The sequence below is a fragment of the Streptomyces sp. NBC_00631 genome, from assembly GCF_045206895.1.
Taxonomy (GTDB): domain Bacteria; phylum Actinomycetota; class Actinomycetes; order Streptomycetales; family Streptomycetaceae; genus Streptomyces.
This window is the reverse complement of sequence record NZ_CP107734.1, coordinates 3,766,616-3,784,068: the sequence shown is the minus strand read 5'-3', so window position 1 is coordinate 3,784,068 and position 17,453 is coordinate 3,766,616. Positions and strand designations below refer to the sequence as shown.

Below are 17,453 nucleotides of genomic sequence, written 5' to 3'. Positions count from 1 at the left end.
TCATCGTACGCCCGTTTCGATAGTGCGTCTAACTAATGAGTATTACAGGATCACGGCCAGGTGATCACGGCCGAGCACCGCGCGGCGTACGGGACAATGGGGGAATGCCCGAGCCCACGTCCTCCCTCCAGATCGGCCCGCACACCGTCCGCCCGCCGGTCGTCCTCGCCCCCATGGCGGGGATCACCAACGCGCCCTTCCGGACCCTGTGCCGAGAGTTCAGCGGCGGTAAAGGGCTGTTCGTCAGCGAGATGATCACGACGCGGGCCCTGGTCGAGCGCAACGAGAAGACCATGCAGCTGATCCGCTTCGACGAGAGCGAGCAGCCCCGGTCCATCCAGCTGTACGGCGTCGACCCGGCCACCGTCGGCAAGGCCGTCCGCATGATCGCGGAGGAGGGCCTGGCCGACCACATCGACCTGAACTTCGGCTGCCCGGTCCCGAAGGTGACGCGCAAGGGCGGCGGGTCGGCGCTCCCGTACAAGCGGAACCTGCTGCGCGCGATCCTCCGCGAGGCCGTGTCCGGCGCCGGCGAGCTGCCCGTCACCATGAAGATGCGCAAGGGCATCGACGACGACCACATCACCTACCTCGACGCCGGCCGGATCGCCGTCGAGGAGGGCGTCACCTCGATCGCCCTGCACGGCCGCACCGCCGCCCAGCACTACGGCGGCACCGCCGACTGGGAGGCCATCGCGCGCCTGAAGGAGCACGTCCCGGAGATCCCCGTGCTCGGCAACGGCGACATCTGGTCGGCCGAGGACGCGCTGCGGATGGTGCGGGAGACGGGCTGCGACGGGGTCGTGGTCGGCCGCGGCTGCCTGGGTCGCCCATGGCTGTTCGCGGACCTGGTCGCGGCCTTCGAGGGACGCGAGCAGGAGATCCTCAAGCCGTCCCTGCGCGAGGTCGCCGACATCATGGTCCGGCACGCCACCCTGCTCGGCGAGTGGCTCGGCGACGAGTCCAAGGGCGTGGTCGACTTCCGCAAGCACGTCGCCTGGTATCTGAAGGGCTTCGCGGTCGGCAGCGAGATGCGCAAGCGTCTCGCCATCACCTCGTCCCTGGCGGAACTCCGCGCCGGACTCGACGAACTGGACCTCGGCCAGGCCTGGCCCGCCGGCGCCGACGGGCCCCGCGGCCGTACGTCCGGCAACAACCGGGTGGTGCTGCCGGACGGCTGGCTCAAGGACCCGTACGACTGCGCGGGCATCGGCGAGGACGCCGAACTGGACACTTCCGGGGGCTGAGCGCCGCGCCCCGTGAGGGGCGCGGCGCCGTGTCCGGCATGTGGCCACGCCGCGCGGGCGCGACCGGCCACGACGGTGCATCGCGGCACGTCCCGCGGAGCGTTCAGTTGGTCTTCGGGTGCGGGGTGGAGCCGTACGCCGTCAGGAACTTGTCGCGGAACGCGCTCATCTTCCACACCGGGGCGCTGTGCGCCGGGCGCAGACCGTCGGTCCAGTTCCAGGAGTTGATCGCGTCCAGCACCTTCGGGTCCTTGGCGACGATCGAGACCGGCACGTCGCGGCTGGCGTGGTTGCCGCTGACCCGGGCGATCGGCTGGTGGTCGCCGAGGAAGACGAGCACCGTGTTGTCGTTGCCGTAGCGCTGCAGCCACTGGGTGAGCGCGGTCACCGTGTACTGCACCGACTTGCCGTACTCCTGCCGGGACTTGGTGGTGTCGGCGATGACGTCCGACGCCTTGTTGCCGGCCTTCTCGATGGCGTTGAAGACCGAACCGTCGCCCAGCTGGTCCCACGGCACCATCTTCGGGATCGGCGCCCACGGCTGGTGGCTGGAGGTCAGGATCAGGAACGACATCCGGGACTTGCCGTCGGCCGGCTTCCTGCTGTGCACCCGGTCCTGGAACTGCTGGAGGGCGTACTGGTCCGGCATGGTCGACCAGCTGAACTTCGGTCCCTTGTAGCCGAGCTGGAAGGCGTTGTAGACCTTGTCGAGGCCGTAGAAGCTCTGCTCCGGCCAGCCCTTCTGGATGCCCGGCATCACACCGACCGTGTCGAAGTCACCGGTCTTCTTGAAGGCCTTCGTCAGGCTCAGGTGATCACTGGCCATGACGGTCCGGTAGCGCTGCTGGTTGCTGACCCACAGCCCCGACATGGTGGTGGAGTGACCCAGCCAGCTGCTGCCGCCGTACGTCGCCGACGTCAGCCAGCCGCTCTTCGCCGCGTAACCGGCCTTCTTCAGCATCGCCGTCTGCGCGTCCAGCGTCTTGTCGACACCGGGCGCCTCGATCGGGTCCTCGATCGCGCTGCGGCCGTAGCTCTCGATGAACGTGAAGATGACGTCCTTGCCGCGCAGGTCCGGCAGCAGCTGGTCGCCCGGGGTGTTCCCGAAGGCGTCCACCTTGGCCACCTTCTGGAACTCCGCCTCGTCGTGAAGGGTGTCCTTCACCTGACGGGCCTTGACCTCCAGCGCGGTCGCGGTGCTGTCGGCGGCGAGCGGCACGCCGCCGGCCAGCTGGACGCCGAAGGAGGAGCAGGTGATCCAGACGACACCGGCGATCAGAGTGCCGCGAGTGGCCCGCCCGGGATGCCGGGCGAGCAGATCGCTCAGCCGGACCGTCGCCAGCGCGAGCAGCACGCACAGCAGCAGCACGAGGACGACGGCACCGACGCTGACCGCGAGGGTGGCCGTCCGGCCCAGCGTGTCCTCCAGGTACGACTCGGCGTCGCCGAGCAGGCTCCAGTCCAGGATGGCGTTGAAGCTCCGGCCCAAGTACTGCTTGAACCCCATGTCGAGGGCGTTGACCAGGGTCAGCGCGCCGAGTACGACGCCGAACACCGAGGCCAGCACGGTCCGGGGCCGCCGGGGCAGCGCCAGCGCGACGGCGGCCGCGATGATCCCCTCGGACGGCAGCCGCACGAACTTCGCGGGCCCGAACGCGACGACGGTGTTCGGCATCACCAGGGCCCCGACCACGAGCGCGGCACAGAGCACGGTGACGCCGATCGACAGCACGGAGGCCGCGGTGGGATGCGCGTCCCGCCAGGCCTCCCGCCGCTCCCGAACCCGCCCGCTCCAGGCGGCCCACCCACGCCGACGGGGACGGGGGACGTCCGGGGCGGGGGTGGGGGTGCTCTCGGAAGCCGGGGCGGACTCGGGTTCGGCTTCGACTTCGGCCGCTGCTTGGGGTTCGGCTTCGCTCTTGGGGCCGGCTGCGGACTCGGCGGTGGCGGGGTCGCTCTCCGGGTCGGCTATGGACTCGGCGGCGGGTTCGGGGCCGGGGTCGGCTGTGGACTCGGTGGCGGGTTCGGGGCCGGGGTCGGATTCGGTGGCGGCTTCCGTCGTGGCCTCGGCTCCCGCGGCTGCTTCGGGTAGGGCGTCGGTCGATTCGGTGGCGGACGACGGCTCGGCCTCCGTGGGCTCGGCGACGGCGGCCGAGCCGGGTACCGGGGCCTCGGCGGCGGGCTCGGGCGTCCCGGAAGCCGCTTCCTGGCCGGACTTCGGGGTCTCGGACTCCTCCGGCAGGGTTTCGCGTTCGGACGGCCCGGACGGCGTGTCCGATGGCTGGCGAATGCTCGTGTGCTGGGACAACCCGGAGGTCCTTCCGTGCGAGACCCGTGAAACGGAAACGGCGGGTCGACGCTGGAGAGGCCTGGACCCGACAACTTCCCGTACGGCTCACACTTGGGCCCTGTTCAGGCCTTTCGGCAAACACCGGGCAAACACAGCACAGGTCGGCGGGAGGCGCCCCGAAGGGGCGCGGGGCCGTGTCAGTGTGCGGCTCCGCCGCGTGGGCGCGACCAGCCCCCGCACACCCGCACCCGGCCGACCCCCCTACGCACCCCCCACGGCAGTGAGCAGCGCCAACGGCGCCGCCGCCGACCGCGACTCCCGCACGCACGCATGCGGATACGGCACCGGCTCCGGATGCGAGTCCCTCCCGTACCCGGCCAGCACCTCCGGCAGCCGGTGCCCGCCCGCCGTGGCCGCGTCCACCAGCCCGTGCGCCACGGCCCGCGCCTCGTCGTGCAGCCCGTACCGGGCCAGCCCCAGCGCGATCAGCGCGTTGTCGTGCGGCCACACCGACCCGCGGTGGTACGACAGCGGGTGGTACGCCGCCTGCCCCGCGGCCAGCGTCCGCACCCCCCACCCCGAGAAGAAGTCCGGTTCCAGCAACCGCCGCCCGACCATCTCCCCGTACTCCTTGTCCAGCAGCCCGGACCACAGCAGATGCCCGGCGTCCGAGGCGAGCGCGTCGACCTGGCGCCCCTCCCCGTCAAGGGCCAGCGCGGGGAAAGCGGCCTCCCGCATCCAGAAGTCCTGCTGGAACCGGTCCCGCAGATCACCGGCGGCCTGCTCCAGGAGCGCCGCGTACGTCTCGTCGGCCCACGCGGTCCGCGCCACCCACGCCGTCCGGCGCAGCGCGTCGTACGCGTACCCCTGCGCCCCCGCCGCCATCACGGTCCCCATCGGCCGGCCGCCGTCGGCGGAGCAGATCGCGCCGGGGGAGTCCTTCCAGTTCTGGTTGGCGAGGCCGCCCTTGTCCGCGCGGTAGACGAGATAGCCGCGCGAGGTCAGCCCGCCGTGGTCGAGCATCCAGCCGACGGCCGCGCGCGCGTTGCGTTCCAGCCGCCGGGCCATGCCCAGGTCCCCGGTCTGCTCGACGTACGCGCCCAGCAGGATCAGGAACAGCGGTGTCGCGTCGACCGACCCGTAGTAACGCCCGTACGGCACCTGCCCGAAGTGGGCCAGCTCGCCGTGCCGTACCTCGTGGACGATCTTCCCGGGCTGGGCCACGGAGTGCGCGCCGGTCTCGGTGGCCTGGGTGGCGGCGAGGGCGGGGAGGGTGGCGGCGGCCAGGTGCGGGCGGTAGGGGAGGGCGAACAGGGAGGTGAGGAGGGCGTCGCGGCCGAGCAGGGTGAGGAACCAAGGGGCCCCGGCCGCCGGGACCTTGAGCTCCTCGCCGTCCGGGCCTGTGGCCGGCACCTGGAGGGTGGCGAGGTCCGCGAGGCCGCGGGCGCAGGCCGCCGCCAGCTCCGGCCAGCCCGTCGGGAAGGCCACGCCCTCGACGAACTCGCCCTCCAGTACGAGGAGTTGCCGGTTCAGCGCGGCCGGGTCGCGAGGCACCCGCAGCGCCCGTTTGTCGCCGTGCGGACGCGCCATCACCCGTACCAGCAGTTCGACGGTGCCGTGCGGTCGCAGTTCCAGCGTCCACACCAGCCGGCGGGCGCCGGTGCCGGTCTCCTCCACGCCGTCGGGGGCCGGTTCGGCGGTGATCGTCGTACAGGACCGCCACTCGCCCCGGCGGTAGCCGAACTCCAGCCCGTCGTCGAGGGTCTGGCGGGAGCGGACGGCGCCGGACTTGGTGTAGGTGCGGTGGTCGGCGCGGAGTTCGAACTGGTCGGTGAAGTCGGCGTCGGCGGTGATCGCGAGCCGGAGCGTGGTCGGTACCGGGCGGTTGCTGGTGACCCGCAGGGACTCCACGAACGAGCCGTCGCCGACTGCCTGTTCCCGGAAGAGCGTGTGCGCGGGCGGTTCCTGGCGGCCGCCGCGCGGGACCAGGGCACAGCGTGTGCCGTCCCCGTCGCCGACCGGGGTGAGCACCTCGGGCAGCGCCCCGTCGATCGTCAGCTGCCAGCGGCTGAGGTGCCGGGCGTCCCGTACGAATAACCCGTCCGGGGAACCGCCGCCCCGCACGCCGCTGATGTCGCCGCGGTCGTCCACGGCCGCGAACGTCGTGCCGTGCACGAGCAGATGATGCCGGTCCGCCATCCCCGGTCCCCTCCTTCGTCCCTCTGGTCGAACGTGCGGTGTCCGCCGAGGACACCTCGTTTTGTCAGCTCTTGTCCAGGTTTTGACGTTCGCTGTGCAGCACTTCGTGTGGTGCCTCGTGCGGTGCGGCGTGCCGCTGGTGGTGCAGGTCCAGCGCGAGCGCCGCCGTCCAGCTGAACCCGGTCGCGCCGCACGCCGCACCGGTGTACGGGTCGACGTACTCGGCGAACCCGCTCGCGTCGGCCGTCCGCACGATCGCCTCGGCGAGCGCGTCCGCCCGCTCGCGCTCGCCGTGCTCGCGCAGCCCCCGCTCCAGCAGCCAGCCGGTGTTGCACCAGGCGGGCCCGCGCCAGTACCGGTGCGGGTCGAAGGACTCGCCGAGCAGGTCGTAACTGGGCACCAGACGGGCACCGGTGCCGAAGTGCGGGCCCTCCAGCGTGCGCACGAGCGCGGCGACGATCTCCCGGGGCAGCCCGGGAAGGAGCAGCGGGATCAGCCCGCTGATGCCGCGCTCGGGGATCAGCCCGCCGCCCTCACCGCCCTCGCCGTCCCGCAGGTCCCGGCAGAGGAACATCTCCCTCTCCGGGTCCCACAGCCGGTCCACCAGCGCGGTCGTCAGCCGCTCGGCCCGCGCGTGCCGGGCCGTGCCGGTCGCCCCCAGCTCCCGTGCGATGCGGGCGAGGGCGTGCTCGGAGGCGACGAGCAGTGCGTTGAAGGCGGGGTCCTCGACGGCGAAGTCCCTGATCCGGTCGGTGTATCCGGCGTCCCGGTAGTCGGCCGCGAGCCGCACGTACCGCCCGTAGTCGACATCGGTCGGCCGGTCCTCGGCGGCGCCGTGGTCCAGGTCGGCGCGGCGGAAGGAGCGCGCCGGGGCCGGGGTGACCCGGGCCAGCGGTGCGTCCCAGCAGGGGCTGTTGTCCATGCCCTGCTCCCAGGGGTGGACGACGGACGCCAGGCCGCCCCCGCCCAGGTCGCGCCGGTGCAGCAGATAGCGGTGCCAGGCGGCGAGCCGCGGGTAGACGCCGGGCAGGAAGCCGCGCGCCCGGGACAGGCCCGGGTCGGCGAGGTGCACCAGCCAGGCCGCCAGCGCGTGCACCGGTGGCTGCACGATCCCGGAGGTCTGTACGGTGCGCGGGGCGCCCGCAGCGCGCCCCGCGGTCGAGGAGCGCCAGAAGTCGGGGCTCGGGAAGTACGCGTCGAGGGGCACGGAGGGGTTGAACACGATGTGCGGGATCCGCCCGTCGCCCCACTGGGCGGCCAGCAGCGTCTCCAGCTCCGTCTGCGCGCGCAGGGGCGAGAGGTGCCTGAGGCCGATCGCGATGAACGCCGAGTCCCACGACCACTGGTGCGGATACAGGCTCCGGGAGGGCACGGTCGAGCTGCCGGTCCAGTTGTCGTCGAGCACCCGTGCCGCTCTGACGTGCAGGGACCGTCCGGCGCTCGCGGCGGTGCCGGCGGAGGTGGCGTGGCCGGGCGGCGGATCGTATGCAATGCGTCGATCGAGCGACTGGGTGGTGAGCTGGGCAGTGCGATCCACTCGGGACTCCCCGAAGACGTCCGGCCGACCGGGTTTGGTAGTGGCTACCGTAGGGTTACGTCTATTTAACACGCAAAACTCAATATGTAATGCAAGCTTGAGAAACACAAGGGGGTGCGCATGACCGGACGTCCCGGCAGGACCGGCAAGGGCGGCGGACAGGCGAGCGCCGGCGATCTGCTCGAACTGGTGCGCAGCGGACGGGCCGTCACCCGTGGCGCCCTCCAGCAGGCCACCGGGCTCTCCCGCGCGACCGTCGGTCACCGCCTGGACCGGCTGTTCCGCGCGGGCTGGCTGCGCGAGGGAGCCGGCGGCCCGGTCGACTCCCCGCTGGGCGGACGTCCCTCCATCACCCTCGAATTCGACGACTCGCACGCGGTCGTCCTCGCCGCCGACCTGGAGACCCGCCACGCCCGTGCCGCCGTGCTCTCGCTCACCGGCGAGATCCTCGCCGAGCACTCCGGCACCCTGGTCATCCAGGACGGCCCGGACGCCGTGCTCGGCGACCTCGGCCACTGGTTCGCCGAGTTGCTGGAGAAGGCCGGCCGCCGCGCCAGGGAGGTGTGCGGGATCGGCCTCGCGGTGCCGGGACCGGTCGACATGGAGACCGGCCGGGTGGTCCAGCCGCCGATCATGCCGGGCTGGGACGGCTACGACATACGGGCCCGCCTGGCCAGGGCGTTCACGGAGCACGCGGGCGCCCCGCCGGTCCCGGTCCTGGTGGACAACGACGCGAACCTGCTGGCGTACGGGGAGCAGCGCACCGGCTACCCGGACTGCTCGGCGTTCGTCCTCGTGAAGGTCTCGACGGGTATCGGCGCCGGTGTCGTCATGGACGGCTCGGTCTACCGGGGCATCGACGGCGGCGCCGGGGACATCGGCCACATCCGGGTGGGCGCGGACGCGCAGTGCCGCTGCGGTTCGTACGGCTGTCTCGCCGCGGTCGCCAGCGGCGGCGCGGTGGCCCGGCGGCTGGCCGCGGCCGGGGTGCCGGCGGCCTCCGGTGCGGACGTGCGCGACCTGCTCGCCTCGGGCCATCCGGAGGCGGCCGCCCTGGCGCGGGAGGCCGGCCGCGTGGTCGGAGACGTGCTGGCGACGGTCGTGACCCTGCTCAACCCGGGTGTCCTGATGATCGCGGGCGACCTGGCGGGCACCCCGTTCCTCACCGGCGTGCGCGAACTGCTCTACCAGCGGGCGCTGCCCCGCTCCACCGCTCACCTGGACGTCGTGACCTCGCGGCTGGGTGAGCGGGCCGGGCTGATCGGGGCGGGGGCGCTGGTCGTGGAGCACCTGTACGCGCCGGAGCGGGTGGAGGAGCGGTTGCTGGCGCTGGGCGTGTGACCGGCGCGTTTCGGGCGCGTTCGGGTGTCCGCCGTCGCGTCCGCATGGTGAACTCGGGCGGTCTGTGGCAGCGTGATTCTCGCCACCCTTGATAAGGGTTGTGCTCAGATGAGCGGATCATGGGCGACTGCACTTCTCCAAGGGGTGGCACTGGGTGCCACCCCTTGATCGTTCATCGATCGAAATCAGACGTGCAGTATCCCTGCTCATCTGAGCGGAAAGGTGCGGTGTTGAGCGGTCTTGCGTTCAAGAAGTGAAAACACAAACCGGTCTCCGCTTGCCAAGCTTTGACTTTCGATCCGGTGGCGGACGACGGGTTACGGGCGCATGACACGCAAGTAGACGTACCCAGGCGCCTTCGATCTGGGTATGTTCCTGGCCGTCAGGGCAGCCACCGAGTCTTCCAGGGAGTCGAGACCCGTGTCGGAAAACAAAGAACCCCACGTCGCGAAGTTCGTCTACGACTTCACCGAGGGAAACAAGGACCTCAAGGACCTCCTGGGTGGCAAGGGCGCGAACCTCGCCGAGATGACCAACCTGGGGCTTCCCGTTCCCCCCGGCTTCACGATCACGACGGAAGCCTGCAAGGTCTACCTCGACAGCGGCGAGGAGCCCACGGCACTGCGTGACGAGGTGAGTGCACACCTCGACGCCCTCGAAGAGCGGATGGGCAAGAAGCTCGGCCAGGCCGACAACCCGCTCCTGGTCTCGGTCCGCTCCGGCGCCAAGTTCTCCATGCCCGGCATGATGGACACGGTCCTGAACATCGGCCTCTCCGACAAGTCCGTGCAGGGCCTCGCCAAGCAGGCCGGCGACGACCGCTTCGCGTGGGACTCCTACCGCCGCCTCATCCAGATGTTCGGCAAGACGGTCCTCGGCGTCGACGGCGAGCTCTTCGAGGAGGCCCTGGACGCGGCGAAGGAGGCCAAGCAGGTCACCGTCGACACCGACCTGGAGGCCGCCGACCTCAAGAAGCTCGTCACCAAGTTCAAGAAGATCGTCAAGACCGAGGCCGGCCGGGACTTCCCGCAGGACCCGCGCGAGCAGATGGACCTCGCCATCAAGGCGGTCTTCGAGTCCTGGAACACCGACCGCGCCAAGCTCTACCGCCGCCAGGAGCGCATCCCCGGCGACCTCGGCACCGCGGTCAACGTCTGTTCGATGGTCTTCGGCAACCTCGGCCCGGACTCCGGCACCGGCGTCGCCTTCACCCGCGACCCCGCCTCCGGCCACCAGGGCGTCTACGGCGACTACCTCCAGAACGCCCAGGGCGAGGACGTGGTCGCGGGCATCCGCAACACGGTCCCGCTGGCCGAGCTGGAGAACATCGACAAGAAGTCGTACGACCAGCTGATGCAGATCATGGAGACGCTGGAGAACCACTACAAGGACCTCTGCGACATCGAGTTCACGATCGAGCGCGGTCAGCTGTGGATGCTTCAGACGCGGGTCGGCAAGCGCACGGCGGGCGCGGCCTTCCGGATCGCGACCCAGCTGGTGGACCAGGGCCTGATCGACGAGACCGAGGCCCTCCAGCGCGTGACCGGCGCCCAGCTCGCCCAGCTGATGTTCCCTCGTTTCGACGAGCAGGCGAAGGCCCAGCAGGTCGGCCGTGGCATCGCCGCCTCGCCGGGCGCGGCGGTGGGCAAGGCGGTCTTCGACTCGTACACGGCGGTGAAGTGGTCCCGCTCGGGCGAGAAGGTCATCCTGGTCCGCCGCGAGACCAACCCCGACGACCTCGACGGCATGATCGCCGCCGAAGGCATCCTGACCTCCCGGGGCGGCAAGACCTCGCACGCGGCCGTGGTCGCGCGCGGCATGGGCAAGACCTGCGTGTGCGGCGCGGAGGACCTGGAGGTCGACACCAAGCGCCGGCGCATGACCGTACCCGGCGGCCACGTCGTCGAAGAGGGCGACGTCATCTCCATCGACGGCTCGTCGGGCAAGGTCTACCTGGGCGAGGTCCCCGTCGTACCCTCCCCGGTCGTCGAGTACTTCGAGGGCCGGATGCACGCGGGCGCCCAGGACGCCGACGAACTGGTCGAGGCCGTCCACCGCATCATGGCCTTCGCGGACCGCAAGCGCCGGCTGCGCGTGCGCGCCAACGCCGACAACGCCGAGGACGCCCTGCGCGCCCGCCGCTTCGGCGCCCAGGGCATCGGCCTGTGCCGCACGGAGCACATGTTCCTCGGCGACCGCCGCGAACTGGTGGAACGCCTGATCCTGGCGGACACCCAGGAGGACCGCGAGGAGGCCCTCAGCGCCCTTCTCCCCCTCCAGAAGAAGGACTTCGTCGAGCTCTTCTCGGCGATGGACGGCCTCCCGGTCACGGTCCGCCTCCTCGACCCGCCGCTGCACGAGTTCCTCCCGGACATCACGGAGCTCTCGGTCCGCGTGGCCCTCGCCGAGTCCCGCCAGGAACCCCACGAGAACGAACTCCGCCTCCTCCAGGCGGTCCACCGCCTGCACGAGCAGAACCCGATGCTCGGCCTGCGCGGCGTACGCCTCGGCCTGGTCATCCCCGGGCTGTTCACGATGCAGGTCCGCGCCATCGCCGAGGCCGCCGCCGAACGCAGGAACGCCAAGGGCGACCCGCGCGCCGAGATCATGATCCCGCTGGTCGGCACGGTCCAGGAGCTGGAGATCGTCCGCGAGGAGGCCGACCAGGTCATCGCGGAGGTGGAGGCGGCGACGGGCACGAACCTGAAGCTGTCGATCGGCACGATGATCGAACTGCCGCGAGCGGCCCTGACGGCGGCCCAGATCGCGGAAGCGGCCGAGTTCTTCTCCTTCGGCACCAACGACCTGACCCAGACGGTCTGGGGCTTCTCCCGGGACGACGTCGAGGCCTCCTTCTTCACCGCCTACCTGGAGAAGGGCATCTTCGGCGTCTCCCCCTTCGAGACGATCGACCGGGACGGCGTCGGCTCCCTGGTGGCAGCGGCGGCCAAGGCCGGGCGCGCCACCCGCCCGGACCTGAAACTGGGCGTCTGCGGCGAACACGGCGGCGACCCGGAGTCGGTCCACTTCTTCCACGAGGTGGGCCTGGACTACGTCTCCTGCAGCCCGTTCCGGATCCCGGTGGCCCGCCTGGAGGCAGGCCGGGCGGCCACCGAGTCGACGGGCAGCGACCACCGCTGACCCCGTCGGGAACCCCGTGAACCCCGGGTCCGCCGTCCGTCCCCGACCCTCAAGACCGATGGACGGCGGCCCCGGCACGCAAAAGAGGGGCGGCACCCGTGCGGGGGTGCCGCCCCTTCGTGTACCCGGTTACCGCGGTGGAAGTATTTGCCGGGGCTTCATCGAGAGTTGAAACAGCAGGTCAGAGGCAGGATGCAGGGTTTTTCCGGTGGATCTGTGCCGACGGCCACAGCGGACGAGGGCCAAGCTGGGCTCATACTGAGTCATGACTAAGCCCGCGGCACCGAAGCGTCATCTGCCCACCAGCCCCTTCAAGGCCCCCGTCACACCGGCTCCCAAGCACTTCGCGATGGGCGACCAGGTCACGCATGACGTGTACGGCCTCGGCCGGGTCATCGGCGTCGAGGACGGAATCGCCGCGCTCGTGGATTTCGGCTCGGCGCAGATGCGGATCCTGAGTCCGTACGCCAAGATGACCAAGCTCTAGGACCGTTGTGCCTGGGGACCTGTAACGAAAGGCAGAATCTCATCGACGCCACCTCGCTGTTCTCCGCCCTGGAAGGGCAGCCCAGCCGTCCCACCGCGGTGTCGCCGCCTCCGACGACCCAGCCCTTCCACGCCCCGGACTTCGGAGAGGACGAGCTCCTCTGGTCCGGGGACGCACCGGAGCCCGACCCGGGCACGCCTGCGGGGCGGTCCGTGGCCGCCTAGTCAAGCCGTCGTCCAGCCCCGTTCACGGTCGTTCAGGCGAGCACCGGCTGCGGCCGTGGACGTGGACGTGGGCGGACGCCCTGCCGGTCAGAGCAGGCCGAGGTCGTCGAGTTCCTTGTAGAGGTCGGCGCGCGGCGAGCCGGGACGCGGCTGTGCGCTGCCGCCGGCGGCGGTACGCGGGGCGATGCCGCCGGTGGCCGCCCGCGGCGCGCGGCGGTCGCGGAAGAGCCAGGCTCCGGCCACGCCCCCGAGCAGCCCGCCGAGGTGACCGAGCCAGCTGACGCCCGGTGTGCCGGGCACGGCCACGGTGAGGAGGTAGGCGAAGGACGCTCCCATGACGATCCCGATCAGCGTGTCGATCAGGTGCCGGTCGAAGAGTCCCCGGACGACGACGTAACCGAGGTACCCGAAGATCAGGCCGCTGGCGCCGACCGTCGCCACGTCGCCGCGCTCGAAGAACCACACCACCAGGCCGCTGCTCGCCGCGATCAGCAGGGTCAGTCCGAGGAACCGCACCACGCCCCGGTAGGCGGCGAGGAAGCCGAAGACGAACAGCGGGCCGGAGTTGCTCTCGATGTGCGCCCAGCTCCAGTGCAGCAGGGGCGCCACCAGGATGTCCGGCAGGGTGCCGACGTCGCCGGAGACCACCGCGTGGTCGCGGGAGAAGGCGTAGTGGTCGGAGTAGTTGGCCAGCTGCAACAGCCAGACGACGGCGAGCAGGCCGAACATCACGAAGAACGCCTTCCGCGCCTCCGCGATCATCTGCTCGGGACTCGTCGGCACCGCTGCGGGCCGGTCCTTCTTCAACGCACCCATGGGCAGGCTCCCCCTCGCACGGCTGTCGCGTCCCCACCACGGCGCACTTTACGACGGCGCCGGGCCACCGTGACCGGGTCGACGCCCAGAGCGCGGCCGAACTCGGTCCAGGAGCCGCGCGGGCTCAGCTGCAGCGCGTTGATCAGCGCCACTCCTCCTCGCTCAGCAGGCCCGGAGCTGCGGCAGCGTCCTGCGTCTCTCCGCCTGCTGGGCCGGAATCCTGCGTTTCGGTGCCGTTGTGCGCCACTCTTCCCTTGTGGACCTCCAGGTGCCCGCACCTCGCGGGCGCAGTCGTGAAGAAGGGCCGGGTCATGGCGTTCGCCGACTACCAGAACGAGATCTACCTCGACGGGCTGCGCGGAGTGGTGCCGCCGTTCCCGATGTCGTACGCCGATCTGGAGCCGTTGGCCCTGGCCGCGCTGCCCCCGTCGGTGCGCTCCTACGTCGCGGGCGGCGCCGGCGACGAGCGGACGCAGCGGGCCAACGTCAGCGCGTTCGAACGCTGGGGGCTGATGCCGCGCATGCTGGTCGGGGCCAGGGAACGGGACCTGTCCGTCGACCTGTTCGGGATGCGGCTGCCCTCGCCGCTGTTCATGGCCCCGGTGGGGGTGATCGGGCTGTGCGCGCAGGACGGTCACGGTGACCTCGCCGTCGCCCGCGCCGCGGCCCGTACCGGCGTGCCGATGGTCGCCTCGACGCTCACCGTCGACCCGCTGGAGCAGGTGGCCGGCGAGTTCGGCTCCACCCCGGGGTTCTTCCAGCTCTACACCCCCACCGACCGGGAGCTGGCCGAGAGCCTGGTGCACCGGGCCGAGAAGGCCGGGTTCAAGGGGATCGTGGTCACCCTGGACACCTGGATCACTGGCTGGCGGCCCCGCGACCTGAGCACCAGCAACTTCCCGCAACTGCGCGGGAACTGCCTGGCCAACTACACCAGCGACCCCGTCTTCCGCGCCCTGCTCGGCGGCCGCGGCCCCGAGGAGGACCCGCAGGGCACGGTCGCGCTCTGGGCGGGGATCTTCGGCAACCCGCTCACCTGGGCCGACCTGCCCTGGCTGCGGTCGATCACCGATCTGCCGCTGATCCTCAAGGGCATCTGCCACCCCGAGGACGTCCGCCGCGCCAAGGACGCCGGCGTGGACGGCGTCTACTGCTCCAACCACGGCGGCCGGCAGGCCGACGGCGGCCTGCCCGCCCTCGACGCGCTGCCGGGGGTGGTCGAGGCCGCCGACGGCCTGCCGGTCCTGTTCGACTCCGGGGTCCGGACGGGCGCCGACATCATCAAGGCGGTCGCGCTGGGTGCGACGGCGGTGGGCGTCGGCCGTCCCTACGCGTACGGTCTCGCCCACGGCGGTGAGCCCGGCCTCGTTCACGTCCTGCGCGCGCTGCTCGCCGAGGCCGACCTGATCATGGCCGTCGACGGCTACCCGGCACTCGCCGACCTCACCCCCGAGACGCTGCGCCGCGTCGCCTGACCGGGGCGGACGGTGCACCGCCGCTGAACAGAACCGACGGAACATGTACAGCACGCCCGGTCGGTACGGTGTGCCCATGGGCGTGACCCGAGGGGACACCCGCCGCCGCGAGCGGGTGCGCGCGGCGGCGCTCACCGTCTTCGCCACGTTCGGCTGTCGCAAGACGGGGTCGGCCAGGCCGGTCTCCGCGGTCATGACCATGACCTGCCCACCGAGGGCCTCAGCGCGGCCGGGAACAACCGGGTTGAGGTGCTGGGGCGTTCTGGGTGAGGCTGCTGGGTCATGGAGTTCTTCTGCTACCACCGTGACCGGGTCGGCTCCGTGGCGTTGCGTGCGGAGTTGGCGGAGGACCACTGGGCCTACATGGACCGCTACGCGGCCGGGCTGATCGCTCGGGGGCCGACGTTCGGTGCGGGCGGTGAGGTGCCGGCCGGCAGTGTGCACATCGTCGACCTGCCCGCCCCCGCCGCCGCCCGCGCGTTCGCCTTCGACGAGCCCAACTACCAGGCCGGCGTGTACCGGGACGTTCTGCTGCGGCGGTGGCGCAACCTGCTGGGGCGCACCATGTGGGAGTTCCCCGGCGGCCGCACCGGCGGCAACCGGTACCTGGTGCTCGGCCTGGGACCGGCACCTGCCGCCGGTGCCGTCGCCGGTCCCGGCCTCCCGCCCGGCACGGACCACGACGACCTGATCGCCTTCGGCCCGCTGCTCTCCGACGACGGCACCGCCTGGGTGGGCACGGCGGCCCTGGTGCGGGCCCCGGACCGGGACCGGGCGCGGGCCGTGCTGGGGGCGGTGCGGTACGCGGATGTGGAGGTGCACGACTGGGAGTTCGGCGGGCGCCGGTGACGGGACGAACCGACGTCTAGACGACCAGTGACTCCGCCAGCCGGTCCGCGAACTCCGTGACGCGGTCCAGGCGTGGGCCCGTGCGTGCGATGCGGAAGCCGTGCCGGCGGCCCCAGAACGCCGTCTGGACGGCGTGGAACTGGGCCCAGCGGCAGACGCGTTCGCGGTCGAGTTCCGCCGCTTCGGCGAAGACGTCCAGGAGGCGGCGGGCCGTCCTCTGGAGATCGTCGGCGCGCATGAGGTTCAGGGCGCGGGACTTGAGGAGGGTGCCGCCGTCGTACGCCGGGTCGCCCGCACAGCCCTTCGGGTCGACGGCCAGCCACGGCTCCCGGTCCGCCCGCAGGATGTTGCGTGCGTGCAGGTCGCCGTGGACGAGGGTGTCCGGCTGGGTCCGGCCCAGTTCACGGGCGGTGGCGACGGCCGCGTCCAGTGCGCGGGGCGGCAGCGCGTGGGACAGTTCGGCGGCGTCCTCGCGCAGCTGCGCCGCCCACGCGTCGGCGTGGTCCCGCAGCCGGGGCAGGCCCGGTGGGGCCGGGACGGCGAGGCGGCGGTTCAGGCGGCCCGCGATCGCCATCACCGTCTCGTCGGCGGGCTCCAGCGCCGCCAGCGTCGTCAGGTGGGCCCGCTCCAGGAGAAGGGCGAAGCGGGCGTCGTCGCGCCGGTGCAGGCGGACCGCGCCACGGCCCGCCCAGGCCTCGAACGCGTCCGGTTCGTGCACGTTGCCGGGGTGCGGGAAGGACACCTTGAGGACGCGGGGGCGGGCGGCGGGCCCGGTCCCCTGCCGGACGGGGACGATCACCCCGACACCGCCGTGCGTCACCTCGCCGTCGGGTGCGCACTCCCAGCGCTCCAGCAACTCCTCGACCACCGCGGGGAGTCCGGCGATCCATGCCGCTCCGCGGTCTCCCTCGCGCTCGACGGTGCCCCGTACCAGCGCCTCCGGAATGCCGATCACCCTGGCACCCTACGCGCCGTCCGGTTCGCGCGGCGTACGACCGAGGTACCTGTACGGCCCGGACGGCCCGTACGGTCACAGGGAGCCGCCGCTGTCCACCACCAGGTCCGTTCCCACCACCGACGCCGCGGCGTCGGAGGCCAGGTACAGCACGGCCGCCGCGATCTCCCGCGTCGACGAGACACGGGCGAGGGGGAGGGCGGTCCGCACCCGCTCCGCGCGGTCCTGTTCCGTCTCGCCCGCACGCAGGGACATCGGCGTGGCCGTCGCCCCGGGGCTGACGACGTTGATGCGGACGCCGTCCCGGATGTGGTCCAGCGCCGCGCCCCGGCTCAGGGCCGTCACCGCGGCCTTCGTCGCCGAGTAGGCGGCGGCGCCGGGGGAGGTGGTGTGGCTGCCGAAGGTGGAGGAGACGGTGACGATCGCACCGCCCGCCGGCTGGGTGCGCATCCGGCGGATCTCCGCCCCCAGCGCCAGGTGCACCCCGGTGACGTTGACCGCCAGCTGCTCGTGCCAGTCGGCCTCCGGGAGGTCGGCCAGCGGGGCGCCGCCCCGGAAGATCCCCGCGTTGTTCACCGCCACGTCCAGCGAGCCGAAGTGCCGTACGGCGGCCGCCACCAGCGCCTCCGCGTCCCCCGCCCGCGCCACGTCGGCCGGCACCGCCAGCGCCTCGCCGCCCGTCTCCTCGATCAGCGCGGCCGTCTCCTTCAGGGGCGCCTCGCGACGGCCCGCCACGACCACCCGCGCGCCCTCCGCCGCGAACGCCAGGGCGACGGCCCGGCCGATCCCGCTGCCGGCGCCCGTGACCAGTGCCGTACGACCCGGGAAACGTTCCCCAGTGGCAGTCATGCGTGAGCCTCCTTTTCTTGAACGATCGGTTCAGTATCAGGTC

Annotated in this window: 12 protein-coding genes; 6 read left to right on the top strand and 6 right to left on the bottom strand. The window is 71.9% G+C overall.

What is annotated here, in order from left to right:
- The first annotated feature begins 104 nt into the window (after positions 1-104).
- The gene (gene dusB / locus OHB00_RS17295; protein ID WP_406435795.1) at positions 105-1,247 is read left to right on the top strand and encodes a tRNA dihydrouridine synthase DusB; all 1,143 of its coding nucleotides are present in this window, start codon (positions 105-107) and stop codon (positions 1,245-1,247) included.
- Between the two features lie 103 nt (positions 1,248-1,350).
- On the opposite strand, the gene OHB00_RS17290 is transcribed toward dusB, so the two are convergent.
- The 3 genes from OHB00_RS17290 to OHB00_RS17280 form a co-directional block, all read right to left on the bottom strand.
- Complete coding sequence (locus OHB00_RS17290) at positions 1,351-2,922, bottom strand: sulfatase-like hydrolase/transferase (protein ID WP_406445823.1); 1,572 nt, start codon at positions 2,920-2,922, stop codon at positions 1,351-1,353.
- A gap of 876 nt (positions 2,923-3,798) precedes the next feature.
- Entirely contained in the window at positions 3,799-5,736 is a 1,938-nt protein-coding gene (locus OHB00_RS17285) for a glycogen debranching N-terminal domain-containing protein (protein WP_406435794.1), read from the bottom strand.
- 64 nt (positions 5,737-5,800) lie between these two features.
- On the bottom strand, positions 5,801-7,273 hold the full coding sequence (locus OHB00_RS17280; RefSeq protein WP_406435793.1) for an MGH1-like glycoside hydrolase domain-containing protein: 1,473 nt from the start codon (positions 7,271-7,273) through the stop codon (positions 5,801-5,803).
- 120 nt (positions 7,274-7,393) lie between these two features.
- Here OHB00_RS17280 and OHB00_RS17275 point away from each other — a divergent pair, with 120 nt between their 5' ends.
- The 3 genes from OHB00_RS17275 (at position 7,394) to OHB00_RS17265 (ending at position 12,242) form a co-directional block, all read left to right on the top strand.
- Entirely contained in the window at positions 7,394-8,614 is a 1,221-nt protein-coding gene (locus OHB00_RS17275; protein WP_406435792.1) for an ROK family protein, read from the top strand.
- Positions 8,615-9,034: 420 nt separating this feature from the next.
- Entirely contained in the window at positions 9,035-11,755 is a 2,721-nt protein-coding gene (gene ppdK / locus OHB00_RS17270; RefSeq protein ID WP_406435791.1) for a pyruvate, phosphate dikinase, read from the top strand.
- 265 nt (positions 11,756-12,020) lie between these two features.
- Positions 12,021-12,242, top strand: a complete 222-nt coding sequence (locus tag OHB00_RS17265) for a hypothetical protein (RefSeq protein ID WP_365791150.1) — start codon at positions 12,021-12,023, stop codon at positions 12,240-12,242.
- Positions 12,243-12,553: 311 nt separating this feature from the next.
- On the opposite strand, the gene OHB00_RS17260 is transcribed toward OHB00_RS17265, so the two are convergent.
- Positions 12,554-13,282, bottom strand: coding sequence for a rhomboid family intramembrane serine protease (locus OHB00_RS17260; protein ID WP_406435790.1), 729 nt, complete (start codon positions 13,280-13,282; stop codon positions 12,554-12,556).
- A 311-nt stretch (positions 13,283-13,593) separates the two neighbouring features.
- Between OHB00_RS17260 and OHB00_RS17255 the strand changes: the two genes are divergently transcribed.
- Entirely contained in the window at positions 13,594-14,757 is a 1,164-nt protein-coding gene (locus tag OHB00_RS17255; RefSeq protein WP_406435789.1) for an alpha-hydroxy-acid oxidizing protein, read from the top strand.
- Positions 14,758-15,039: 282 nt separating this feature from the next.
- Positions 15,040-15,606, top strand: a complete 567-nt coding sequence (locus tag OHB00_RS17250; protein WP_406435788.1) for a YciI family protein — start codon at positions 15,040-15,042, stop codon at positions 15,604-15,606.
- A gap of 16 nt (positions 15,607-15,622) precedes the next feature.
- On the opposite strand, the gene OHB00_RS17245 is transcribed toward OHB00_RS17250, so the two are convergent.
- Complete coding sequence (locus OHB00_RS17245) at positions 15,623-16,561, bottom strand: aminoglycoside phosphotransferase family protein (protein WP_406435787.1); 939 nt, start codon at positions 16,559-16,561, stop codon at positions 15,623-15,625.
- Between the two features lie 75 nt (positions 16,562-16,636).
- Positions 16,637-17,410: an SDR family NAD(P)-dependent oxidoreductase gene (locus OHB00_RS17240; protein WP_406435786.1), complete on the bottom strand. Its 774-nt coding sequence runs from the start codon at positions 17,408-17,410 to the stop codon at positions 16,637-16,639.
- Positions 17,411-17,453 lie beyond the last annotated feature (43 nt).

Excerpts from the sequence above, each read along its gene's own strand:
- dusB (WP_406435795.1), top strand. The coding sequence starts at position 105 with ATGCCCGAGCCCACGTCCTCCCTCCAGATCGGCCCGCACACCGTCCGC.
- OHB00_RS17290 (WP_406445823.1), bottom strand. The coding sequence starts at position 2,922 with ATGCCGAACACCGTCGTCGCGTTCGGGCCCGCGAAGTTCGTGCGGCTG.
- OHB00_RS17285 (WP_406435794.1), bottom strand. The coding sequence starts at position 5,736 with ATGGCGGACCGGCATCATCTGCTCGTGCACGGCACGACGTTCGCGGCC.
- OHB00_RS17275 (WP_406435792.1), top strand. The coding sequence starts at position 7,394 with ATGACCGGACGTCCCGGCAGGACCGGCAAGGGCGGCGGACAGGCGAGC.
- OHB00_RS17265 (WP_365791150.1), top strand. The coding sequence starts at position 12,021 with ATGACTAAGCCCGCGGCACCGAAGCGTCATCTGCCCACCAGCCCCTTC.
- OHB00_RS17260 (WP_406435790.1), bottom strand. The coding sequence starts at position 13,282 with ATGGGTGCGTTGAAGAAGGACCGGCCCGCAGCGGTGCCGACGAGTCCC.
- OHB00_RS17255 (WP_406435789.1), top strand. The coding sequence starts at position 13,594 with ATGGCGTTCGCCGACTACCAGAACGAGATCTACCTCGACGGGCTGCGC.
- OHB00_RS17250 (WP_406435788.1), top strand. The coding sequence starts at position 15,040 with ATGGAGTTCTTCTGCTACCACCGTGACCGGGTCGGCTCCGTGGCGTTG.
- OHB00_RS17240 (WP_406435786.1), bottom strand. The coding sequence starts at position 17,410 with ATGACTGCCACTGGGGAACGTTTCCCGGGTCGTACGGCACTGGTCACG.